Raw genomic sequence first — 21,716 nt, 5'->3', positions numbered from 1 at the left:
TCTACATAATAGACCTAATTGCATACATTAAATTCAAAATTAACATTTGTTTTGAAATTTAACATTTGTTAATTTTGAGTCTCTTCATGGATAGAGAAGTAAGAAATATGACTGAGCTAGAAGCAAAAGTACTTGAGGCAATCAGACAAACACCTCTCGCCTCTCAGCAAACCCTTGCGGATCGAATCGGAATGAGTCGAGAGTCGCTGGCTGGGCATATTATGAGATTAACCCGACGAGGGTATATTCTCGGCAAAGGCTACGTTCTTGCCAGTCACCATCCATTCGTCGTTATAGGCGGCGTCAACGTTGATATCCATGGTCGTCCATACAACGCCTTAAAGCCTTCTGATTCCAACCCAGGAAACATTTACCAAAGCCCTGGGGGCGTGGGTAGAAACATCGCTGAGAACCTCGCGCGACTTGGTGAAAACGTCCATCTGATTGCTCTAATCGGAGAAGATAAAAACGGCGAATGGATCAACGTGTGTACGCAAAATTCGGGAGTAAAGACGCAAGACTTGCTGCGTCATGAAAGCTTGCCCACCAGCACTTATCTTGCCATCAACAACGAGTCGGGTGAATTGAATACAGCAATCGCCGATATGCGCATTGTCGATCATCTCACACCAGAACGATTGCAAACTAAAATTCCGTTGTTGCAATCAGCGGGAACAATCATTGTAGACGCAAATTTATGTCAGGAAACCATTCAATGGCTGTCTACTTTGAACGTAAAAGCAGACTGGTGCGCGGATGCAGTTTCGGCAACGAAGGCGAAAAAATTACGTCCTCTGCTTGCAAAACTCTCGGTTTTAAAAGTAAACCAAGAAGAAGCTCGAATGTTATTGGATTCTAAGGAAGTCGAGCCTAACGCGCTTGCACAGCAACTCCTCAAGAAAGGCGTCCAACAAGTATTACTCAGCTTAGGCAACGAAGGCGTGCTTTATATGTCACAAGACACTTGTCTTAAACAAGCATGCTATCCCTGCACTCCCACCAGCGACAGCGGCGCTGGCGATGCGTTGATTTCCGGTTTTTTGCATGCTCAGGAACAAGGCTACGCACTCAAAGAAAGCCTCAAATTTGCGGCTGGATGTGCCGCGCTCACTCTAGAATGCCCTAACGCAAATCACCCAAATTTAACCAACGAACACGTTAATCAATGGATCGAATCACTATGAATCAGTATTTAGACATTCACCCAGAAGTGGCGGATGCAATTGCATCCGGCAAGCCCGTTGTCGCACTTGAAAGCACCATCATTTCCCACGGTATGCCTTGGCCAGAAAATGCCGAAACGGCGAAAAAAGTGGAGCAAGTGATCCGAGATAACGGTGCTATTCCAGCCACGATCGCCATTATTGATGGTCGCCTAAAGGCAGGGCTCAATGACGCTGAAATTGAGACATTAGCAAAAGCTGGGGTGTCCGTGACAAAATGTTCTCGTAGAGACCTCCCTTACGTGGTTGCTAAAAAACAGCATGGTGCGACCACCGTTGCCGCAACAATGATCATTGCGGCTATGGCAGGCATTAAAGTCTTTGCCACTGGCGGCATTGGCGGAGTACACCGAGGAGCCCAACAAACCTTTGATATCTCTGCCGATTTGCAAGAACTCGCCAAGACAAACGTGGCCGTCGTATGTGCCGGTGCTAAATCGATTCTAGACCTGCCCTTAACTCGAGAATACCTAGAAACAAATGGCGTACCTGTACTTGGTTATAATACCGATGCGCTGCCCGCTTTTTATACGCGCGAAAGTGACGAGTCCGTTGATTACAACCTAACATCGGCAAAAGACATTGCGGATTTCTTAAGCGTAAAGTGGGACATGGATCTCAGTGGTGGCGCGGTCATCGCGAATCCGATTCCGACAGAGTTTGCGATGGATAAAGCGACCATTGATCAAGCAATAGAGCAGGCACTATTGGAACTCGACGAACAAGGCATCAGTGGTAAAGAATCGACGCCTTTCTTATTGGCGAGAGTAGCAGAATTGACAGGCGGAAACAGTTTAGCGAGCAACATTCAATTGGTGTTCAATAACGCCCAACTCGCCGCAAAAATAGCAAAAAAACTAACGGCGCAATAAAGGCAACTCGCTGATAAAACCAACGCAGCCTACACACCCACTTTTAGTTAAAGTGTTTCGTTAGTAGGCTGTGGTCAGTTATCCCAATAGTTAGACAACCAGTAATCAATCTGATCGTCGTCCAAAAAGCTCCATGCAATAAAGCGGCTTACTTTCTGGCCTTGTGCCATTTCAACTTCTTTGACTTGCTTTGCATTTACTTTCTTTAACAAGGTTCTCAAGGCAGGCAGATTAGATTGCCTCGATACAAGCGATGTAAACCAAAAACATTGATCTTGAACCGCCACACTCTCTGTAATCATGCGAGAAATAAAACCGGACTCTCCACCATCGCACCAAAGCTCAGCGGCTTGTCCGCCAAAATTCAACGCGTTAGGGTTCTTTACAGAATGCTGGGGCTTAGATTCCTGAAGACGCTTCCCCGTATTGAGGCCACGCCTTTTACGCGCGTTTTCTTTCTCCATGCTTTCTTCATTTGTATGGAAAGGCGGGTTGCATAACGTCACATCAAAGCGTTCATCCGCGCCCCACACATTTTTAAAAACATGCATTTCATCCGGTTGATGCCGAATTTTAATGGCTTTTTTAAGGGTGCCGTTCGCTTTGACAATTTCGCTCGCCGCCATTACCGCAACACTGTTAGCGTCCGCGCCGACAAACTGCCAGCCGTATTCTTTACAGCCAATAATGGGATACACACAATTCGCCCCCACACCCACATCAAGCGCCTTAACACGCTTCCCTCGCGGGATGGTGCCATTGTTACTTTGAGCTAATAAATCCGCTAAGTGATGAATATAGTCGGCTCTGCCCGGTATCGGCGGGCACAGAAAGCCTTTAGGAATATCCCAGAAGTTAATGCCATAGAAATGATTCAAGAGCGCGCTGTTAAGCGCTCGGACAGCATCAGGATCGGAAAAATTGATCGTCTCTGATCCGTACTGATTGGTATGTACGTACTGAGCCAGCTCCGGAAAAGAATCCACTAACAAAGTAAAATCATATCGAGCGCGATGAGGGTTTCTGGGGTGAAGGCCCAATGTATTCGCCTCGCGATTTTTCTTTGATGTGTGCTTTGATTTCAATGTTATTCCTGATGCCAGCGTCTAAAGAACACAGTATACATCAGCTTTAGGTGGCTGCGAATATTTAGACGAAGCAAGTCACCATCATAGTTTTGTTTTGTGTCTAACCAAAAGGACAATTAAGCAATTGCTATAAGAAAGGGTTAGTAGCATGATGAAGGCCTTCACCGTGATCGATTTTTGACAGTTGGGAGGTCAACAACATGCCAGACGCTAAAAGAATGTTCTTTTTAGGTCTCGTTTTCAGTGCAATTACCGTTTTTTTCTGGGGTATGCTCCCCATTGCACTCAAACTGTCAACCGGCTTCTCAGATGCGATCACATTAACGTGGGTACGATTCTTATTTGCTGCCGTCGTCATACTTGTTTGGCAATGGCGACAGCGCAGGCTCTCTGAATTCACACGCTTAACACGTTCTGAATGGTTTCGATTGCTGGCAGCTGGCACTCTTCTAATCACCAACTACACGACGTTTGTTGTGAGTCTTGATTATATGCATCCGGGGGCCGCTCAACTGAGTTTTCAACTTGCCCCGCTGTTTTTAGCATTAGGTGGCTTTCTCTTCTTGAAAGAAAGAATATATTGGCAACAGTGGGCTTGCTTTGCTTTTATTCTCATCGGCATGGCCATTTTCTTTCATCCTGTCGTTGAGCAAAGCTTTAGCGGCAACAGCGCGCTCTCTGGGTCAATGGGCGTAGGATTTATCATTGTTCAGGCGTCATCAATGGCTTGGACGTCTTACGCGTTGATACAGAAATCATTGTTTAAAAAACTATCGTCTTCCAACATTTTGCTCGCCATTTATATCTATGCGAGCATTGTTATGTTGCCATTCGCGACGCCGAGTCATTTACAGACTCTATCCACTCAAGACACTTTAATCGTCGCCTTCTGCTGTTTAAACACGTTAATCGCTTACGGCGCTTTCTCTCAAGCAATGCGTTATTGGCAAACTGTGCAAGTAAGTGCCGCAGTAGCGTTAACGCCGATCGCGGCTTTTATTCTCACTGAAATATGCGTGTCCATTGGACTCTGGAAAGGCATCATCCGTTCCGCGAATGCGGACTTATTAAGTCTGATAGGAATTGGGCTGGTGGTCTGTTCCGCTATTTTAGTGCAATTTATTTCGGCGAACTTAGCGAATAAAGCTCTGAAGAAAAATCAGCAGACTGAACCCGAGCTCACTGCCTCGTAATACTTTTAAAGAAAAAATACATTCGATAGAAGGCAAATACTCATTAATCACCCTACACTAACGGTAAACACTGTGACGGAGGGTGAGGTATGAAAACCGGATCGTTGTTAGTACGAGATGTAATGTCCCGCGATACTTTCTTTGTTCATCCAGAAACCAGCATTGCCGACTGTGTAAAGGGATTGGCTAAACGTAAATTACCTGGAGCGCCAGTCGCGGATTCAAACGGCCATTTAATTGGCTTTGTGTCAGAGCAAGATATTCTGCCCGCACTGATGCAAAGTGCATATTACAGCGAAGAACCAAGAAAAGTCGAAACCGTAATGCAAACTAATCCATTGAGCGTGAAACCAAACGATCACATAATGGAAATTGCAAAAATGATGTCAGAGCCAAAACCCAAGGTATACCCCGTCGTTGAAGGCGAAGAGATCATTGGCATTATCACGCGACGACACGTAACTCAGGCGTTGTTAGAAGACATAGAATTGGCAGTACCTGTCTAACAGACCTTCTAAAACGACAAGAAAAATGGGTAAAGTGATAACCCAGTAATAAGCACAATTGCTGCGATGGTAAACAGCATTTCTACTGGATTGTGACGCGCGTGTTGAAACACACCGACAATCCAATCTCGCCTGCTAATAGGCACGGCAGCTTTGGCTCTTAAGATCTGATCTTCGACAATAAGCTGTCTTGCTGTTATCGCTTGCTCATTATCTTTAACCCAAATACCTGCCAAAGACACTTGCCATCGACCTGCGCTGGTTTCATAAAATGCAATGTCATTGTCGCTAAGCAACTGACGTATGTCATCCGCCTCTTCTTCAGGTACGTTCTTGAGGCGAAATACCAACTTTGCCATTGTAGTCACTCTTATAAAATGTCGGATGCGAGAATAGGCAAGAGTTCGCCAAATTTCAATTTTTTATTTATTCAGATATAAAGGTGAGAAGGCCCAGTCTTTTGGTATTCGCATACCCATCAAGCTTTTTCAGCGGATACCGTTTGCGGTTTTTCACTTCGAAACATCATGGATTTATTCATCACCGCTTTAACAAACTCTCGCTCAGGCAATGCACGATTATAGTGATAACCTTGGATGTAACGCACTCCTAACGCATTGAGAATATTCAACTGTTCTTGCGATTCCACCCCTTCTGCAATCAACTTCAGCTCCCGTTCATGAGTTAAAGATAATGCCTGTTTGATGATGTCACTGTTGGATTTTTCGTTCTGAGTGATGCGAGACACAAACCTGCGATCAAGCTTTAACGCATCCATAGGAGTCGATTTTAAAATGCGTGTATCAGAATAACCAAAACCGAAATCGTCTACCGAGATTGCAATACCAAATAAACGCACGGTATTAATAACCTGAATGGTCGATTTACATTCCGCATTTGACTGCAAATACAGTCCGTGTGTTTCAATCCCCATTCGCCCTTCAAGCTCAGGATAGAGATCACAAACATCCCTTAGACCCTCAATAAAACGATCGTCATTAAGAGTCTCTAAGTCTAAGTTAACAAAAATAGGAATAGAGTCTAAAACGCCTTTATGGTCTCGATACGTCCTGCCTACTCGGCGTATTATCATACTGGTCAAATCAAGCATTAGACCGTATTTCGCTGCTACCGATACAATACGTGTCGGTTCGACCTTTCCAAATCGCTCAGATTGCCACCGCAGTAACGCCTCCCCCGCATACACTTGATGTGTTTTTGTGTCGACTATCGGCTGGAAATAAACATCGATATCACGATTCGCGATCGCTCTTCGAACGCTGTTATCAAACGAAACAGTACGCGTCGCTTGAACTTTAAAGCCGGTCAATATCATCCAAGAAAACAACGCCACGACAAACAACGCAAGAGGGAAATGGGAGAGCAAAGTCGTTATATAAACGCGATCTTTCACCGCCAAGGTTATAACAATGTTGACAGAACGGATGACCGATTCATACGGTTTGATTAGCGTGCTTCCTAGCAGCACATTATGTTGCCCTAGCACTTCAAGCCCAACAGCAATGCGATAGTTAAAATTGTCGCCTAGCGTGCTTATTACGCCGTCTTCTAAAATACTTGGCGGTGCTAAGCCATTGGCTCCCATACCTCGTTCAGGGTCATATAAAAAAGCGAACAACGCTCGCTCTTTAATGGATTTAGACAAAGCAATGGACAACAAACGATGATTGTCCGCGCTTTCAATGTGATTTCGTATTGAGCGAAATATCGGAAAGTCACTGACTCCGTAGTCCGTGCAAACAACTCGGTAGTCACTGTTAAACAGCCCAAACTCGGACAGGTGAGGCGAATAAAATGAAGCACGTCTCAATGCCTGTATTGTATTTTGATCGCATTTGTAAGACGGAAGCTCGAGTACCTGCTCCATTTCATTAAATATACGATCAATTTTAGATTGAAGTAACGATGTTACCTCACGCCCCGTGTCCTGCACGTCGCGCTGTAAATCATAATAAATATAGAAAGGGTATACGATCACTAAGAAAAGCAAAGAGGTGGCGACCAATACGCGCTTTATTCTTTTTGGAACTAAAGCATTCCGTGCCATTGAATCCATTTATTATGATCCATCAAATGAGTCTAAAAGCCCTATGATCTACGCTTTTCAAAGTGCTAGCAAGTATAAAGATACAATCAATGAGTAGCGGCTTTTCAGTGCTTAATAATGGTCAATATGATGAAACCAACATCGACCCCAAATTTTGACATTACAGACTCATTTATCACGACATTATCATCGACAAGGTACATTTTATCATCGACAGTGACATTAATGATGTCTCCGTCGTAAGGCACCTGTAACTCGTATTTCATAAATAACGCATTACCGACGAGCTTGGCTTCTGTGCTGCCATTTACATCGTTTGCAGTAGCTGTGTAAGTACCTTGATCATTTGGTGCTAGTATCCAAGTACGCTCTTGTGTTTCACCATCATCAAATAAAAATGTTTCTTGTAACGTACCAACCCCGCCTTTCCAAGACCCCAACAATTGCGCATTGAAGTAGCGAATTACCTCACCACTTCGATTTTTTAGTACGCCATGAGCACTCAGCTCGCCACTGAAAAATTCATTGAGAACCAGTTCAGGCTTATTGTCTTTATACAGCTCAATATTAGGAGCACTACAAGCACTTAAGAACCATAAACTTAACGCAATAAACAGGGTTTTCATAAAACACTCCTATGGCAAGTTCTCATCATTCAAAGTATGTGTACCGAATGTCGACTGTTTGATATTTGCCTTTCTTATCGGCAATGTTCCCGCGACCAACAAAGCGCATCAGCTGTTTGTTAGTCGCATCATACGTCAGCAGCAGTGGATCGATGAGTAAGGACAACCACCATGCATTCGGCTTAACAACAAAGCACACAAATGAAGGCTCCTGCGCTGCGAGGCACGTTTTTCGTTGTATCTTGAATTCGACTGTGGTGTGACGACTGGGCACAAGATACATGACACTGCGCGCAGAATGAGCAGTAAGATCCGCCCAATTTTGACGAATATAGCGATCAAATCCGGCATCGATCACCAACTGGTTAGATGGATTAAAAACGGTTTCTTTAGGCTTTTCTTTGGAATTCGCCTTATAACTTAAGACTATTTTATCCTTAAGCTTTACGCTGATTTTTTCGCCCTGTCGTTGATTCAATTGCTCTAAATCTGGCGCGATTAAAGACTGGGAATAATCCAGTCGCTTAAGCGTAAACAAGCTTCCGTCCGGTTCAAAGTACCGAACTTCATGAATCATAGGCGAAGAAAAAAAGTGACGTTCGGTATACAGCAATGCTTTCGTTTTGGGATCAAAAGCCAGCCCTTGTGCTTCCAGAGCGTGAACCTTCATCGATACCATACTCGACACCAAACAACACACCCCAACCAACATGAGGAGAGCGTTAGGCAATAAAGTCGATACATTCGGCAAAACGTGTTTCATTGTTTTATACCTTTATGAACAGAAACGGGGATCAAGTGAAGCTTTTGACTCAACAAAAATCCCAACGGAAGAATCACAGCCCATCCTATAGCGATCATCAGAACCGACAATTCAAACGGCGCACCTATCTCGACATCAGACAATGCTGCCCCACCGATATAGCTTAGAACAGGGCTAACGAAACCCAAAAAGGTAGCAAGAAGATACCGCCCAGCAACAAAACGGAGACAGTGGCTCAACATGGTCGCGACACTAACCCACAGACACAGTAGCCACAAAGGAGGAAGCACGCCAAACAGCAACGAATCGTTCGGAAACACCAAAACCCCTAAATGAATCAACAAGCCATCCCACAGACAACCTATCACTAAGAATACAATCATGAGAACAAATTCGGCGTTGCTGGTTTGAAGATACCGACGGTGAAAAAACAGGTACAGAAAAGTACAGAGCAAGGCAGCCCAATCCCCCAGAAGCACACAAGCAAACCAGAGAAGCTGAAAACCAACCGCATTCGCAATGTTCTTCATGCGACTTTCACCTTTACACTGCGACATGGCGGTTTAAATGAGCGTTTTAAACAAGAGGGTTACACTAGAGAGTAAACGCTCACTTTAACGGCCGCTTCGGCAGATATCGTTATAATTTGAACCGATAATCGGGTTTGGCAAAAACAAACTGCCCTGTACTGATTGCGCGCTCTCGGAAGCCGCCCTCGCAGTAAACGAGGTAGTAATCCCACATGCGAATGAATACGTCGTCAAACCCCATTTGAATAATTTGATGCCGCTTTTCATGAAACGCCTCACGCCACTTCGCCAAGGTAATCGCGTAGTGCTCTGTGATGTCCTCAATCGCGACAATCTGCATATTTGTTTTCAGAGCTATTTTTTCGGCGATGACTTTGTTGGAGGGTAAACACCCACCCGGAAAGATATAACGCTGAATAAAATCCACCGAGTTGCGGGCAAATTCATATCGTTGATCCGCAATCGTAATTGCCTGAATCACCATAAGACCAGCGTCTTTAATGAGGCTACTGCATTTTTCGAAATAACTGTCGTAATATTCATGCCCGACGGCCTCGATCATTTCAATCGAAACCAATTTGTCATACTGTCCTGTGAGATCTCGATAATCCTCAAGTAACAAAGTAATGCGATCACTCAAACCAAGAGACTCTACTTTTTCTCTGGCGTATTCGAACTGCTCTTTTGAGATCGTCGTTGTCGTCACTTTGCAACCATAGTGCTGCGCCGCATGGATCGCCATCCCACCCCACCCTGTGCCAATTTCAAGCAGGTGATCTTGTGGTGTTAATTCCAATTTTTGACAAATACGATCGAGTTTGTGGACAGAGGCATCATGTAAATTTGCGTTTTTGTCAGGAAACACCGCCGCAGAATACATCATGGTTGGGTCGAGAAACTGTGAGAAGAAATCGTTGCCTAAATCATAATGCGCAGAGATGTTCTTTTTGGAGCCAGCTTTGGTATTTGCATTCAGTTTGTGGACTAGTTTTGCGCCGATGCGCGACCAAAGTGGGCGTTCACTGTCGAGTTGATTGATTGTTGCTAAGTTGGCTACCATTAAACGGATCACCGCAAGCAGGTCCGGTGTTGTCCAATAGCCTTTCATGTAGCCTTCCGCTCCGCCGATACTGGCGTTTAAGAAAACTTCTCTATATGCCTGCGGGTCCAACACCGTAATGTGAGCGTGATAATCTGTGTCTGTGGCTTTTTGTCCGTATTCTTTAATCTCACCATTGTCCTCAACAACAAGATGACCAACAGTTAATCGGTTCATCAAGGCTTTGACAGCACGTAAAGCGAACGTATCGAACCAACTTGATTTAGCTTTGATGGTTTTGGTGTTCGTGGTTTCAACTGTATTCATATACTACCTCTCATTTAAATCGGGCACTTTATCTTCCTGATTTTTTTGAATCACGACGTGCTTAGGGTGCGGTTGAATGGGCACTCGTTTCAGAAATAGGATTAACGCCTGCCAATAAATGCCAAAAGCCACTTTGGCGGTCATCCATGGAAAGCGCCATAAAATGCTTCTCAGGCTCGTTGATGTAATCTCTTCTCTCTTAAGCGATAGCGTCGCATCAAAGACACGCTTATTAGATCCTACTACTCGGTTCTGCATATGAACTGCGACCTTGCTTTCTGGTGAGGTGCTGCGCCAATCATAAAAATGATTCATTGGGTGAAAAGGCGAAACATGCATGTCTTTTTGAAACGTAATACGTTGAGTACGCTTTGTTGGTTCACAATTGAGGACATATGCAACACGCTCAGCCCAAGGTGTATTAGTCACCTCCAGCAACATAGCTCGCAACTGATCATGTTGGTCATAGCAGTAATAAATTGAAATGGGATTAATGAGATACCCGAAATAGCGGCAGTTGGTCAGCAGTGTTACACGAGAAAGGGTTAAACCAGTGTGTTCATAAACCTCTCTCAAGACGGCTTGTTTTAACGGAACCTCTTTATCGCCAAAATAGTCCTCACGCTTAAATTGTGCCACGGCACGCTTGGTTGTTGACCACCACCGACTTTGTGAAAAAACGGATTCCGTTTCATCGAGGTCAATCAACATCATAAAAACCTGATAACTAAAACTGTGACCTTTAGGCGTATATCGACGGTGACGAACATGTCCGACGTAAATACCGCTGTTTAAATCGGTAAGCGCTAACTGAGGCTCAGAAGTTACTCCCATTTAACCCCCAACCCCTCGGCCACTCGTACACCGCTCCAACACCCATCTTCGTGGAATCCATTACGCCAGTATGCGCCGCAAAACCACGTATTGTTCACGCCATTTATGTCTGACCATCGCGATTGCGCTTCGATTCCAGCTAGTGTAAAAACCGGATGGGCATATCGATAACGCCCAAGCACTTTATTTGAATCAATCAAATCTCCTCGATTCAACGTCACCACACAGGTCGTATCCGGCATATCAAGATGCTGCAATATATTCATGTTGTAGCTCAGTGTCGGCGGGCGCTTTGGGTCATTCCCTAGCAAATAATTCCAACTTGACCATGCCTTCTTGCGTTTAGGCAGCAAACGAATGTCCGTGTGCAAAACCACCTCGTTTTCACGATACGGAATCGCACCCAATATGTTCTCTTCTTGCTCTGAAGCGTCTGCCAACAGCCTTAATGCCTGATCACTGTGACAAGCAAATACAACTTGATCAAAACGTTCACTTCCTTCAGTTTCAAAAAACAGCGTTGCGCCAGTGTCGTCTCGTTCAACTCGGCTAATTGTGGTTTCGAGCCGGATTTTTTCTTTAAAAGTCGACGTAAGCGGAGCTAAGTACGCGGCTGAGCCGCCTTCTATAACATGCCATTGAGGTCGATCTTTAACGCTGAGCAAGCCGTGATTTTTAAAGAAGCGGACAAAAAACAAGAGAGGAAATGACATCATTTCTTCCAGTGTCGACGACCAAATCGCCGCTCCCATAGGCATGAGATAATGGCTCGCCAGCTTCTGACCATACCCTTTCTCTTTAAGGTATTCGCGCAGTGTAATCCCTTCTTTTAGCTTTCCGGACTCTAAATCGGCGACTGCATCATTGTTAAACGCTAATATATCCTTCAACATCATTAGATAAGGAACATTAAGCAGGTTCCGTCTTTGTGCAAACAAGGTATCCAGATTGCTGCCGCCGTATTCAAGCCCCGTTTGCTCACAACTCACACTGAAGCTCATATCAGTCGGTTTCGATTGCACACCCAGTTCATTCATCAAACGGATAAAATTAGGATAGGTCCAATCATTAAAAACAATAAAACCCGTATCTATTTGCTGGGTGTTCCCGTTTACTGACACACTTTTAGTTGCCGTATGGCCACCAATCCGACGGTCGTTCTCAAACACATGTACATCATGATGACGATTCAATAAATACGCTGCGGTAAGCCCTGAAATACCACTACCAACGACTGCGATCTTCAAAAACTTGCTCCTAGATCAAAGATTTAATTCTAAAACTGCGTCTACTTGGTGCTGTGTGAGCCATTTGTATTTAATCTTAGCCAAGTTTTAGGAAATGCTCTGGCTAAATATAAAATAACGCTCAAACGCTTGGGGAAAGCGTATTCAAACGGTCGATTTTTCAACGCATTAAAAATACGGCTGGCTGCCGCTTCAGAAGACATTAAAAAGGGCATAGAGAATTCGTTCTTCTTTGTGAGTGGCGTATCAACAAAGCCCGGTAAAACGCAACTAACATCAATATTGAATTGCTTAAGATCCATTCTCAGTGAAGATAAGAAGTACCGAATTGCCGCTTTGCTCGCACCGTATGCTTCGGCCTTTGGAAAAGGCGCATTAACCGCCTGTGAACTGACGCCAACAAGCAAAGACTTGTTTCCTTTTTTTAACAGCGGCAAACAGATTTCAACACTGTTCACCAGCCCTAAATAGTTGATATGATTAATTTTAGACATCATTGACCAGTCAGGGTTTTCGATCTCTAGGTATTCGCATGTTCCAGCATTTAAAATAGCCAGATCAAGCGACGAGCACTCTTTCTCCAGCTGTACTCTAACGTCAGAGTGACCATGTTTGTCAGACATATCAAAAGGTACAAATACCAGTCCATCTTGAGCGCTACGATCCTTATTTTCTGAGTCCAACAACAACTTTAACTCGCCTTTTGAGCGCGAGGATGCAATTACCTTCCAACCGTTCACGAGATACGTTTGTGCCAGAGAAAATCCCAGCCCAGAACTGGCTCCGGTAATCCATACTGTGCCTTTAAATTGACGAGTCATGATGCACGTTCTCCGTTTTAAATAAAGTAAACGCGTTGCTGTATTTCATTGGGATATACAGCGCTACTTAGTCGACACCAAACGTTTTTTAAGCATTTTGACAAACGTTCCCATCACAGGAATATGCTCGTAAATCAACTGGCCCATGTCATACACATCCTCATGAAAATAAATTCGATCCGTAAATTGAATCTGGGTCATACCGCGCACTTCATGGATTTCATTGCCTAATTTGGGGTGTCGAAAATACATGTTCCATTTGATGTACGCTTTGTCTTCGTCTACCAACTGATCTAAATATTCGAAACGGCCATATTCGACGTTCGCGCTCATTTCCATTAAATAGGCGTGAACAAACTCAATACCCTGTAACTCATGTACTGGATCTTTAAATCGCACAGAAGGCGCGTACAGTTCGCCAATCATCTCTAGTTGAGGGTGCTGAACATCCTCATAGAATGCTTTGAACTTTTCGACCAACAAAATGTGATGTTCACTTTTCAGTTCAGGTGCTGCAATCATAGCTGTGTGCTTTTAAAGGTAATGTTTAAAGGAGCGCATCATCCATAAACGCAGACCTTGCACGCCTTCATGGATGCGATTAAATGCTGTTTATAGTGGTATACGTTTGCTACGACAGAACGGATCAATTTAATATTTTAGTCTAATCTGATTGATCCGAACTAAACTGAGGTACGTAAAAGCTTTATAAGCAAACTGTATCCCCTGTTTGCCTTCAAATTTACGATGGAGTAAATAATGGGACAGACTAACAACGACGAGCGTACGCCCACGTTACTGGACGACATGTTCTCAGTCGCGAATAAGCGTGATCAAGCTGCGCTCGCTAGACTGTTTGATCATTTTGTGCCACGCATCAGAGCCTTCTGTTTGACCGCTCAACCTGGGTCAAATTTAATGGCAGACGATATCGCTCAAGAAGTCTTGATTCGAATTTGGAATAAAGCGCATACCTACAATCCGGAATCGGCGTCCTTAAATACATGGGTGTTTACGATCGCAAGAAATGCGCGTATCGATTATCTTAGAAAAAATGGTCGCTACCAAACAGGCATTGATCCTGATTTTTTGTGGGCGGATGACGAAGATGAAAACGCCGACCCATTTCGAGAAGCACAACAAAAGCGTGATCAGGACACAATCAGAGCCAGTTTAAAACAGCTGCCTTCGGATCAGCGTCAAGTGCTGGCCAAAGTCTATTTGGAAGGCAAAACCCATAAAGAAACGTCGGAAGAGTTAAACATTCCTCTCGGCACCATTAAATCGAGAGTAAGGCTTGCTCTCAATAAACTAACCGTCATCATTAGGAGGTAGTTTCATGATTCGCTACCACCCAAGTATCGAACTGCTTACTGAATATTCATCAGGGTCACTCTCCCTTGCTAAAGCGGTGGCCGTATCTGCACACCTTGAGCATTGCAAAGAGTGTCGTACTCAGGCCCACAAGTTGGAGCTCGTCGGCGCGGAATTGTTTTCTGATCCTGCTATTCCCACAAGCGATCAACAACTCAATCAGTTAAAAACAAATTTACTTTCAAAGATTACCAATGGTGAAATCGAAAGTTCTTTTGATAAATACGGCCAAGCTGCTCCAAGCGTTAGGATGAGTAAATTGCAGAGCGGACGACCATTAAGCTCGGAAAGTAAGTACCAAATTCCGAAAAGCTTACGACAGCTTATTCCCTCTTTTTACGATGATTTAAAATGGATGAGTCTTTCGCCCGCCGTTAAAATTGCTACTCTAAGCAACGAAAAAGACGGCACTCAAGTTGCGCTAACACGTATTAAAGCAGGTGCTTTTATCCCATCGCATACTCATACAGGCGATGAATTTACGCTGGTACTCGAAGGCGCGTTTTCCGATGAATCAGGCGTGTATAAAAAAGGGGATTTCATCTCACGCGACGCCCGTCACAAACACAAACCCGTTGTTACCAAAGACGCTGAATGCATTTGTCTAACGGTAACAGAGGCTCCCATAGAGTTTACTGGTTGGTTCACACGTCTACTGAATCCAATCTTGCGTAAACATCATCCCAGTACCTCATAACACCCTTTAAAAGACGTAACTGGCATTAACTGCGTCAATTGCTTTCCTCGATTCCATGTCGAAAGCAACTGACGCAAAGCTTTGATGCTTCTATTAGACCTACTTCATCAAATTTACCGCTTAAGACTTCCCAGTTTTGCACGGGTGTTGTCTTAATTCTGACACCTTAGTGTCACCTAGCGGTCACACGATCGTCTTAATGCTGTCATGGCTAATTTGTAATCTGATTGAAATATAAACAAGTTTACGTTTGGAGCCAGCCGTGATTCAGGTTGAACAACTTATTGCCAATAAATCACCTCAATTTTTAGAAAAAAGCGCACTGATAACGCGTCCGACAATAAGCGTTCTAAAAAAACTGTTCCACGAAGAAGAAGTTAATAGCTTTCTAGAAGCGAACGAAAACTGCGTTGGATTTGAATTTATTGATCGTGTATTAGACCATTTTAACTTCGGCTACCAAGTCTCTCAGGTAGACCGTCGAAATATCCCTGCAGTTGGGCGCGTCGTTATTGTCGCAAATCACCCATTAGGCGCTTTGGATGGTCTGGCCTTATTGCGCTTGATTGGAGAAATCCGACAGGATGTAAAAATCGTCGCAAACGATTTATTAATGGGATTTGACGCTCTCAAAAAACTTGTTTTGCCCGTTGATAACATTGGCGGAAAAACTGGCCGTAAACAAGTTAAAGCCATCATGAATTGCTTGCACAACGAAGAAGCCGTGATCATCTTTCCGGCTGGGGAAGTTTCACGACTGTCTCCCAGCGGCGTCAAAGATCAAGGCTGGAGTAGCAGCTATTTAAAAATTGCACAAAAGACCAACAGCCCATTGCTGCCAGTTCATATTGGTGGTCGCAACTCTATGATGTTCTACACAAGTTCGATTCTTTATCGTCCACTTTCGACAATACAACTTGCAAATGAAATGTTCCGTCAGCGCAATCGACGCATTCCAATGCAAGTTGGGCAGACCATTCCCATTCAAGGATTAGCGCAACTTCCATTGAGCGATAAAGAAAAGAATAAACTGATAAAGCGTCACTTATACCGAATCGCAAAAGGGAAAAAACCGCTTCTTAAAACAGAGAAAACGGTATCGCACCCACAAAACCGCCAACACCTAAAAAATGAGCTAAAAAACGCAGAACATTTAGGCGCGACCAAAGACAATAAACAAATCTACCTCGTCGACTTCGAACAAAACTCAGTGGTTATGCAAGAAATTGGACGGCTCAGAGAAATCGCCTTTCGCAAAGTCGGAGAAGGCACAGGGGAACATAAAGACTTAGACAAGTACGATCACTACTATCGTCATTTGGTTTTATGGGACGAAGAAGAGCTTGAAATTGTCGGCGCGTACCGAATAGGCGAAGTCGCGAAATACCTTCAAGAAGGCAATGACCACGGCATATACAGCTCTGAGCTTTTCCGCTACAGCTGTGACATGGAGCCCTACTTTGCCAAAGGCATTGAACTCGGACGCAGCTTCGTACAACCAAAATACTGGGGGAAACGCAGTCTAGATTACCTTTGGTATGGCATTGGCGCCTACTTAAACCGTCACCCTGAAATACAATACATGTTTGGCCCTGTGAGCTTGAGCAACAGCTATCCACAAATGGCAAAAGACATGCTTGTTCATTTTTATCAAAAATACTATGCCGATAAAGAATTCTTAGCCGCATCGTTCACCCCTTACAGGATTACAACAGAGCACAAACCGCTGTTGGACAATATTTTCTCAGGGGACGACTACGATGAAGATTTTAGAACCCTGAAAGAACAATTAGGTCACTTGGGCGCCAGTGTTCCAACTTTATTTAAGCAATACAGTGAATTGTGTGAGCCAGGTGGAGTACGTTTCTTGGATTTCGGTGTCGATGCGGATTTTGGTTATTGCGTCGATGGCTTGGTTCTGGTTGATCTAATGAAAGTAAAAGAGGCCAAAAGAAAACGCTATTTAGGTGAGTAGATCACATATACCGGCTTTTATTGAACACACAGCACGCTCGCACCGTACTTGTGCCAAAAAAGGTGAATCTGCACAAAAAGCAATCAGTTAAAAGGCATATATGTGTGAATTTCGACCTGTATCAGACCTAAAAGCCGAATATAGTCTACACTCAAAGCGTCTTTTTGTTGGCGTGAGACTTGCTACTAGAATCTTAGATTGATGGCAGTAATAGCAATTTAACGTTTGGAGACAGTCCAAGTGCCGTCTCTAAAAGTGCTGTTCATCTCATTAGTTGAAAATGGAGTTGGAAATGATTGAGAAAACTTACCTAAAAACCAAACCTCAGTGCAAAGTAAAGTTTGCGTTACCTGCCGAAATACTAAATGGTGCTAAAAAAGTCGCTCTTGTGGGTGACTTTAATGGCTGGGACGACAAAGCGACCCCGATGCGTAAGCAAAAAACGGGCGTGTATGCGTCCACTCTGAATTTGGATGTAGATAACGATTACCAGTTCCGCTATTTGATCGACGGTGAAACGTGGTTGAATGACGAGTCCGCAGACGGCTACACACAAAGCCCTATTAGCCAAGATGCTAATTGCGTGATCTCGGTTTAATACACCGTTAAAGAATAGAAAAACTACGCAGTACTTGGAGAGTCTTTGTTCGGCTCTCCAAGTACTCATCTGTTGCTTTTCTACTTAGCGTGTTCGCCGTGCGCTTTCTTACTGCGTGCTGCCACGTCGTGTTCGTTTTTGCATTTTGAGGGAGATGCGCGCTGCGTATTTTCTCTACGCGTCTTTCGCTGAGATAAATAAATCAGCTTTGCCACCAACAGTACCCCGAGAATTAACAAAACCGCTACTTTCAAGTCCATACCAGTCTCCTTTTATTATATTTTTTGATACCTAGATTCAATAAGAAAGCGTGTAAATAAGTCTTCTAAACTTACTCACGAATAGTTTAAGTTTAGACCCTATACCTCAACTAAATTGTGCAATTTACAAACAGTTGAAACATGTTTGACTTAGGTTATATAAAAGGGCGTTATGTTAAATTCGCATTTGAGTAATCAGAAGATATCAACGATATCGCTGCAAAACTGCCTAAAAACGCCACGATAGGGTATTAAGTTCGCACAAAAGCTGAAAATGTAACCAAACTTAGGTACAATTCTTTTTTATTAAACGATCATTTAATAAAAATCACCAAATTCAAGAAATTGAGGTAAGTCATGACACATAAGCAGCAATACATTCACGGACGCTACGTTGAGTCGAGCACTGGCGAGCATTTCGAAACGATTAACCCAGCAACGGGTGAGGTCATCGCCACCGTAGAACAAGCAGGCGAAAAAGAGCTTCAGGCTGCAATTGATTCTGCAAAAGAAGGTCAAAAAGTTTGGGCTGCCATGACAGGCGTAGAACGCGGTCGCATTCTTAAGCGTGCTGCCGACTTACTTCGTGAGAAAAATGACGAACTTGCCCTTCTTGAAGTATTGGATACAGGCAAACCAATTCAAGAAGCCAGCGTCGTTGACATCGAAACAGGTGCTGACGTAATCGAATATTACGCAGGCCTAACCGACAAAGTTCAAGGTGATTATCAAGATCTTGGCGCAGGTAACTTCTACTATACTCGTCGCGAACCGCTTGGTATCTGTGCTGGTATTGGCGCATGGAACTACCCTATTCAAATTGCAATGTGGAAATCTGGTCCAGCATTGGCTGCGGGCAACGCAATGATCTTCAAACCGTCTGAAGAAACCCCTCTTACCGCTCTAAAATTAGCTGAAATATACACAGAAGCTGGGCTACCTGATGGCGTATTCAACGTTGTTCAAGGTGATGCACGTGTTGGCCAAATGATCACCGGACACCCTGAAATCGACAAAGTATCTTTCACGGGCGAAGTTGGAACAGGTAAAAAAGTAATGGCTGCGTCAGCGTCTTCTTTAAAAGACGTAACCATGGAATTGGGTGGCAAATCCCCAATGATCGTGTTCCCAGATATGCCTGTTGATCAAGCGGTTTCGGGCGCTATGGTGGCAAACTTCTACACTCAAGGTGAAGTATGTACTCACGGTACACGTGTTTTTGTTCACGAAGACATGGTCGAAGCGTTTAAAGCGGAACTAAAAACTCGCACAGAAGCGATGATTATCGGCGATCCTACTGACGAAAATACGCAAGTAGGTGCCCTGATTTCTAAAGATCACATGAAGAAAGTTCTTGGCTATATTGATGCAGCAAAAGAAGCGGGTGCAACGCTTTTATGTGGCGGTTACCAAGTCACTGAAAACGGTTTAGACAAAGGCGCATTTGTCGCACCGACAGTCTTCGTTGACTGTACTGACGACATGCCACAAGTACGCGAAGAAATCTTTGGCCCTGTTATGTCTGTTCTGACATTTAAAGACGAAGAAGAAGTGGTACGCCGCGCTAACGATACGAAGTTTGGCTTGGCTGCAGGTATCTTTACCAAAGACATCTCGCGCGCTCACCGTGTGATCAATCAGCTACAAGCTGGTATTTGCTGGATCAATACATGGGGCGCATCGCCTGCTGAAATGCCAGTAGGTGGTTACAAAGAGTCTGGTGTAGGTCGCGAAAATGGTATCGAAACACTGTACCACTACACTCAAACAAAGAGTGTTTACGTTGATCTAAACGACGTACCTAACCCTTACTAACGCTGAGGTTATTATGGTAAACGAAACATTTGATTACATCATCGTGGGTGCAGGATCTGCTGGCTGTGTGCTAGCGGATCGCCTAACCGAAAGCGGTGAATTCAACGTCCTTTTATTGGAAAAAGGCGGTTCAGATAAAAGTATCTTTATCCAGATGCCGACTGCACTTTCTTATCCAATGAACTCAGAAAAGTACGCTTGGCAGTTCCATACGGACAAAGAAGAAGGTCTAGATGGCCGTGAAATGCATTGCCCTCGCGGCAAAGTACTTGGCGGCTCGTCGTCTATTAACGGCATGGTTTATGTTCGAGGCCACGCGTGCGATTTTGATGAATGGGAAACTGAAGGCGCTCAAGGCTGGAACTACCAGAATGTTCTCCCTTATTTTAAAAAGGCAGAGACTTGGATTGGCGGCGCTGACGAATACCGAGGTGGCAAAGGCCCACTAAGCACAAACAACGGTAATGACATGGAGCTTAACCCACTTTACCAAGCGTTTATTGATGCAGGTAAAGACGCTGGCTACGGTGAAACCAAAGACTACAACGGTTACCGTCAAGAAGGCTTTGGCCCAATGCACATGACGGTGAAAAACGGTGTACGTGCGTCGACTTCAAACGCGTATCTACGTCGTGCGATGAAGCGCTCTAACCTTACCGTAAGAACGGGCGTCTTAAGTCATAAAGTGTTATTTGAAGGCAAAAAAGCCGTTGGTCTTGAATTCAGCCATAACGGACAAGTTACTCAAGCTTCAGCATCGAAAGAAGTTATTTTGTCTGCGGGCTCTGTTGGTTCTCCGCAATTATTGCAACTGTCTGGCGTCGGTCCAAAATCCGTTCTAGACAGCGCTAATGTGCCCGTTGTTCACGAACTACCTGGTGTGGGTGAGAACTTACAAGATCACTTAGAAGTCTACTTCCAATATCGCTGTAATGAACCTGTTACATTGAATGGCAAGCTTGATTTGATCAGTAAAGGCTTGATTGGTACACGTTGGATTCTCTTTAAAAACGGTTTGGGCGCAACAAACCACTTTGAATCTTGCGGATTTATTCGCTCACGTGCAGGTCTTAAGTGGCCGAACATTCAATACCATTTCCTACCTGCTGCAATGCGCTACGATGGGCAAGCCGCATTTGACGGTCACGGATTCCAAGTACACGTTGGTCCGAATAAACCAGAAAGCCGAGGAAAGCTGTGGATTGAATCAAGCGACCCTGCTGCGAAGCCGCGTATTAAGTTTAACTACATTACGACGGAGCAAGACAAGCAAGATTGGCGCGATACGATTCGTCTAACCCGTGAAATTCTTCAGCAGCCTGCGCTGGATAAATTCCGTGAGGATGAAATCCAACCTGGAATGAACGTGCAAAGTGATGAAGAAATTGATCGCTGGGTAAAAGACAATGTAGAAAGTGCGTACCACCCATCTTGTACCTGTAAGATGGGATCAGACAGCGACCCAATGGCGGTACTGGATGAAAACCTAAAAGTACGTGGTCTTGATAGCTTGCGAGTCGTCGACTCATCGGTTTTCCCGACCATCACCAACGGCAACCTAAACGCACCGACCATCATGGTTGCGGAACGTGCCGCTGATATCATTTTAGGCAATAAGCCATTACCTGCTGCTGGCGCACCGGTTTGGATTCACCCTGAATACGAAACCAAACAGCGTTAAAATGTTCCCTCCCCTTACATAAGGGGAGGGTTCGCATCGAATTATTTTTAATATCGGCAAACTGACCTTTCAATTCCCTTTCAGATCTCTTTTAACGCTATATTTCAACGACTTCAGACACGCTACTAAGTGCGGTACATCACCCATAATATCTGAAATTAGCGCCTAAATTTATGGCC

22 protein-coding genes are annotated in these 21,716 nt (G+C 44.3%); 10 read left to right on the top strand and 12 right to left on the bottom strand.

Going from position 1 to position 21,716, the window contains the following annotated elements; all coding sequences use genetic code 11:
* Nucleotides 1–107 precede the first annotated feature (107 nt).
* Together DFP79_RS15880 and DFP79_RS15875 are read left to right on the top strand one after the other, a co-directional pair.
* Nucleotides 108–1,184, top strand: coding sequence for a carbohydrate kinase (locus DFP79_RS15880; RefSeq protein ID WP_133504930.1), 1,077 nt, complete (start codon nt 108–110; stop codon nt 1,182–1,184).
* Entirely contained in the window at nt 1,181–2,095 is a 915-nt protein-coding gene (locus tag DFP79_RS15875; protein ID WP_133504929.1) for a pseudouridine-5'-phosphate glycosidase, read from the top strand. Before DFP79_RS15880 ends, DFP79_RS15875 begins: the two co-directional genes overlap by 4 nt.
* Nucleotides 2,096–2,169: 74 nt before the next feature.
* Here DFP79_RS15875 and rlmF read toward each other — a convergent pair whose 3' ends face one another.
* Nucleotides 2,170–3,186 (bottom strand): 23S rRNA (adenine(1618)-N(6))-methyltransferase RlmF, encoded by a 1,017-nt coding sequence (rlmF, locus tag DFP79_RS15870; protein ID WP_166637727.1) that lies wholly within the window; start codon nt 3,184–3,186, stop codon nt 2,170–2,172.
* Nucleotides 3,187–3,383: 197 nt separating this feature from the next.
* Here rlmF and DFP79_RS15865 point away from each other — a divergent pair, with 197 nt between their 5' ends.
* Complete coding sequence (locus tag DFP79_RS15865) at nt 3,384–4,376, top strand: DMT family transporter (protein ID WP_133504927.1); 993 nt, start codon at nt 3,384–3,386, stop codon at nt 4,374–4,376.
* Nucleotides 4,377–4,465: 89 nt separating this feature from the next.
* On the top strand, nt 4,466–4,882 hold the full coding sequence (locus tag DFP79_RS15860) for a CBS domain-containing protein (protein WP_133504926.1): 417 nt from the start codon (nt 4,466–4,468) through the stop codon (nt 4,880–4,882).
* 8 nt (nt 4,883–4,890) lie between these two features.
* On the opposite strand, the gene DFP79_RS15855 is transcribed toward DFP79_RS15860, so the two are convergent.
* The 10 genes from DFP79_RS15855 to DFP79_RS15810 all read right to left on the bottom strand — a co-directional run bounded on the left by DFP79_RS15855 (nt 4,891) and on the right by DFP79_RS15810 (nt 13,659).
* Nucleotides 4,891–5,241, bottom strand: a complete 351-nt coding sequence (locus tag DFP79_RS15855) for a DUF6164 family protein (RefSeq protein WP_133504925.1) — start codon at nt 5,239–5,241, stop codon at nt 4,891–4,893.
* A gap of 119 nt (nt 5,242–5,360) precedes the next feature.
* Nucleotides 5,361–6,959 (bottom strand): EAL domain-containing protein, encoded by a 1,599-nt coding sequence (locus DFP79_RS15850; RefSeq protein WP_133504924.1) that lies wholly within the window; start codon nt 6,957–6,959, stop codon nt 5,361–5,363.
* Between the two features lie 95 nt (nt 6,960–7,054).
* Complete coding sequence (locus DFP79_RS15845) at nt 7,055–7,576, bottom strand: DUF3833 domain-containing protein (protein ID WP_133504923.1); 522 nt, start codon at nt 7,574–7,576, stop codon at nt 7,055–7,057.
* Nucleotides 7,577–7,601: 25 nt separating this feature from the next.
* A complete protein-coding gene (locus DFP79_RS15840; RefSeq protein WP_133504922.1) occupies nt 7,602–8,339 on the bottom strand; it encodes a hypothetical protein in 738 nt (245 codons plus the stop codon).
* The gene (locus DFP79_RS15835) at nt 8,336–8,869 is read right to left on the bottom strand and encodes a DUF2878 domain-containing protein (RefSeq protein WP_166637719.1); all 534 of its coding nucleotides are present in this window, start codon (nt 8,867–8,869) and stop codon (nt 8,336–8,338) included. Before DFP79_RS15835 ends, DFP79_RS15840 begins: the two co-directional genes overlap by 4 nt.
* A gap of 109 nt (nt 8,870–8,978) precedes the next feature.
* Entirely contained in the window at nt 8,979–10,235 is a 1,257-nt protein-coding gene (locus DFP79_RS15830; RefSeq protein WP_133504920.1) for an SAM-dependent methyltransferase, read from the bottom strand.
* Nucleotides 10,236–10,238: 3 nt separating this feature from the next.
* Nucleotides 10,239–11,069, bottom strand: a complete 831-nt coding sequence (locus DFP79_RS15825) for a DUF1365 domain-containing protein (RefSeq protein ID WP_133504919.1) — start codon at nt 11,067–11,069, stop codon at nt 10,239–10,241.
* The gene (locus tag DFP79_RS15820; protein WP_133504918.1) at nt 11,060–12,316 is read right to left on the bottom strand and encodes an NAD(P)/FAD-dependent oxidoreductase; all 1,257 of its coding nucleotides are present in this window, start codon (nt 12,314–12,316) and stop codon (nt 11,060–11,062) included. Before DFP79_RS15820 ends, DFP79_RS15825 begins: the two co-directional genes overlap by 10 nt.
* Before the next feature lie 41 nt (nt 12,317–12,357).
* Nucleotides 12,358–13,137 carry an SDR family NAD(P)-dependent oxidoreductase gene (locus DFP79_RS15815; RefSeq protein WP_133504917.1) on the bottom strand — a complete coding sequence of 260 codons (780 nt, stop codon included), beginning with the start codon at nt 13,135–13,137 and terminating at the stop codon, nt 12,358–12,360.
* Nucleotides 13,138–13,200: 63 nt separating this feature from the next.
* Nucleotides 13,201–13,659 (bottom strand): nuclear transport factor 2 family protein, encoded by a 459-nt coding sequence (locus DFP79_RS15810; RefSeq protein WP_133504916.1) that lies wholly within the window; start codon nt 13,657–13,659, stop codon nt 13,201–13,203.
* A gap of 237 nt (nt 13,660–13,896) precedes the next feature.
* On the opposite strand from DFP79_RS15810, the gene DFP79_RS15805 reads away from it, so the two are divergent.
* The 4 genes from DFP79_RS15805 (at nt 13,897) to DFP79_RS15790 (ending at nt 17,781) form a co-directional block, all read left to right on the top strand.
* Nucleotides 13,897–14,472 (top strand): sigma-70 family RNA polymerase sigma factor, encoded by a 576-nt coding sequence (locus tag DFP79_RS15805; protein ID WP_133504915.1) that lies wholly within the window; start codon nt 13,897–13,899, stop codon nt 14,470–14,472.
* Nucleotides 14,473–14,476: 4 nt separating this feature from the next.
* Nucleotides 14,477–15,208, top strand: a complete 732-nt coding sequence (locus DFP79_RS15800) for a ChrR family anti-sigma-E factor (protein WP_133504914.1) — start codon at nt 14,477–14,479, stop codon at nt 15,206–15,208.
* Between the two features lie 262 nt (nt 15,209–15,470).
* Nucleotides 15,471–17,183, top strand: coding sequence for a bifunctional ornithine lipid synthase OlsF (gene olsF / locus DFP79_RS15795; RefSeq protein WP_133504913.1), 1,713 nt, complete (start codon nt 15,471–15,473; stop codon nt 17,181–17,183).
* A gap of 292 nt (nt 17,184–17,475) precedes the next feature.
* The gene (locus DFP79_RS15790; protein ID WP_133504912.1) at nt 17,476–17,781 is read left to right on the top strand and encodes an isoamylase early set domain-containing protein; all 306 of its coding nucleotides are present in this window, start codon (nt 17,476–17,478) and stop codon (nt 17,779–17,781) included.
* 80 nt (nt 17,782–17,861) lie between these two features.
* Here the strand turns inward: DFP79_RS15790 and DFP79_RS15785 are convergent, their stop codons facing one another.
* Nucleotides 17,862–18,041, bottom strand: a complete 180-nt coding sequence (locus DFP79_RS15785; protein WP_133504911.1) for a hypothetical protein — start codon at nt 18,039–18,041, stop codon at nt 17,862–17,864.
* Nucleotides 18,042–18,398: 357 nt separating this feature from the next.
* On the opposite strand from DFP79_RS15785, the gene betB reads away from it, so the two are divergent.
* Complete coding sequence (gene betB / locus DFP79_RS15780; RefSeq protein WP_133504910.1) at nt 18,399–19,856, top strand: betaine-aldehyde dehydrogenase; 1,458 nt, start codon at nt 18,399–18,401, stop codon at nt 19,854–19,856.
* Between the two features lie 13 nt (nt 19,857–19,869).
* Nucleotides 19,870–21,537 (top strand): choline dehydrogenase, encoded by a 1,668-nt coding sequence (gene betA, locus DFP79_RS15775; protein ID WP_133504909.1) that lies wholly within the window; start codon nt 19,870–19,872, stop codon nt 21,535–21,537.
* Nucleotides 21,538–21,716: the final 179 nt, after the last annotated feature.

This window comes from Marinomonas balearica (genome assembly GCF_004362145.1).
Classification (GTDB): domain Bacteria; phylum Pseudomonadota; class Gammaproteobacteria; order Pseudomonadales; family Marinomonadaceae; genus Marinomonas; species Marinomonas balearica.
Note: the sequence above shows the minus strand (reverse complement) of the source record. Positions and strands in the feature narration are given on the sequence as shown.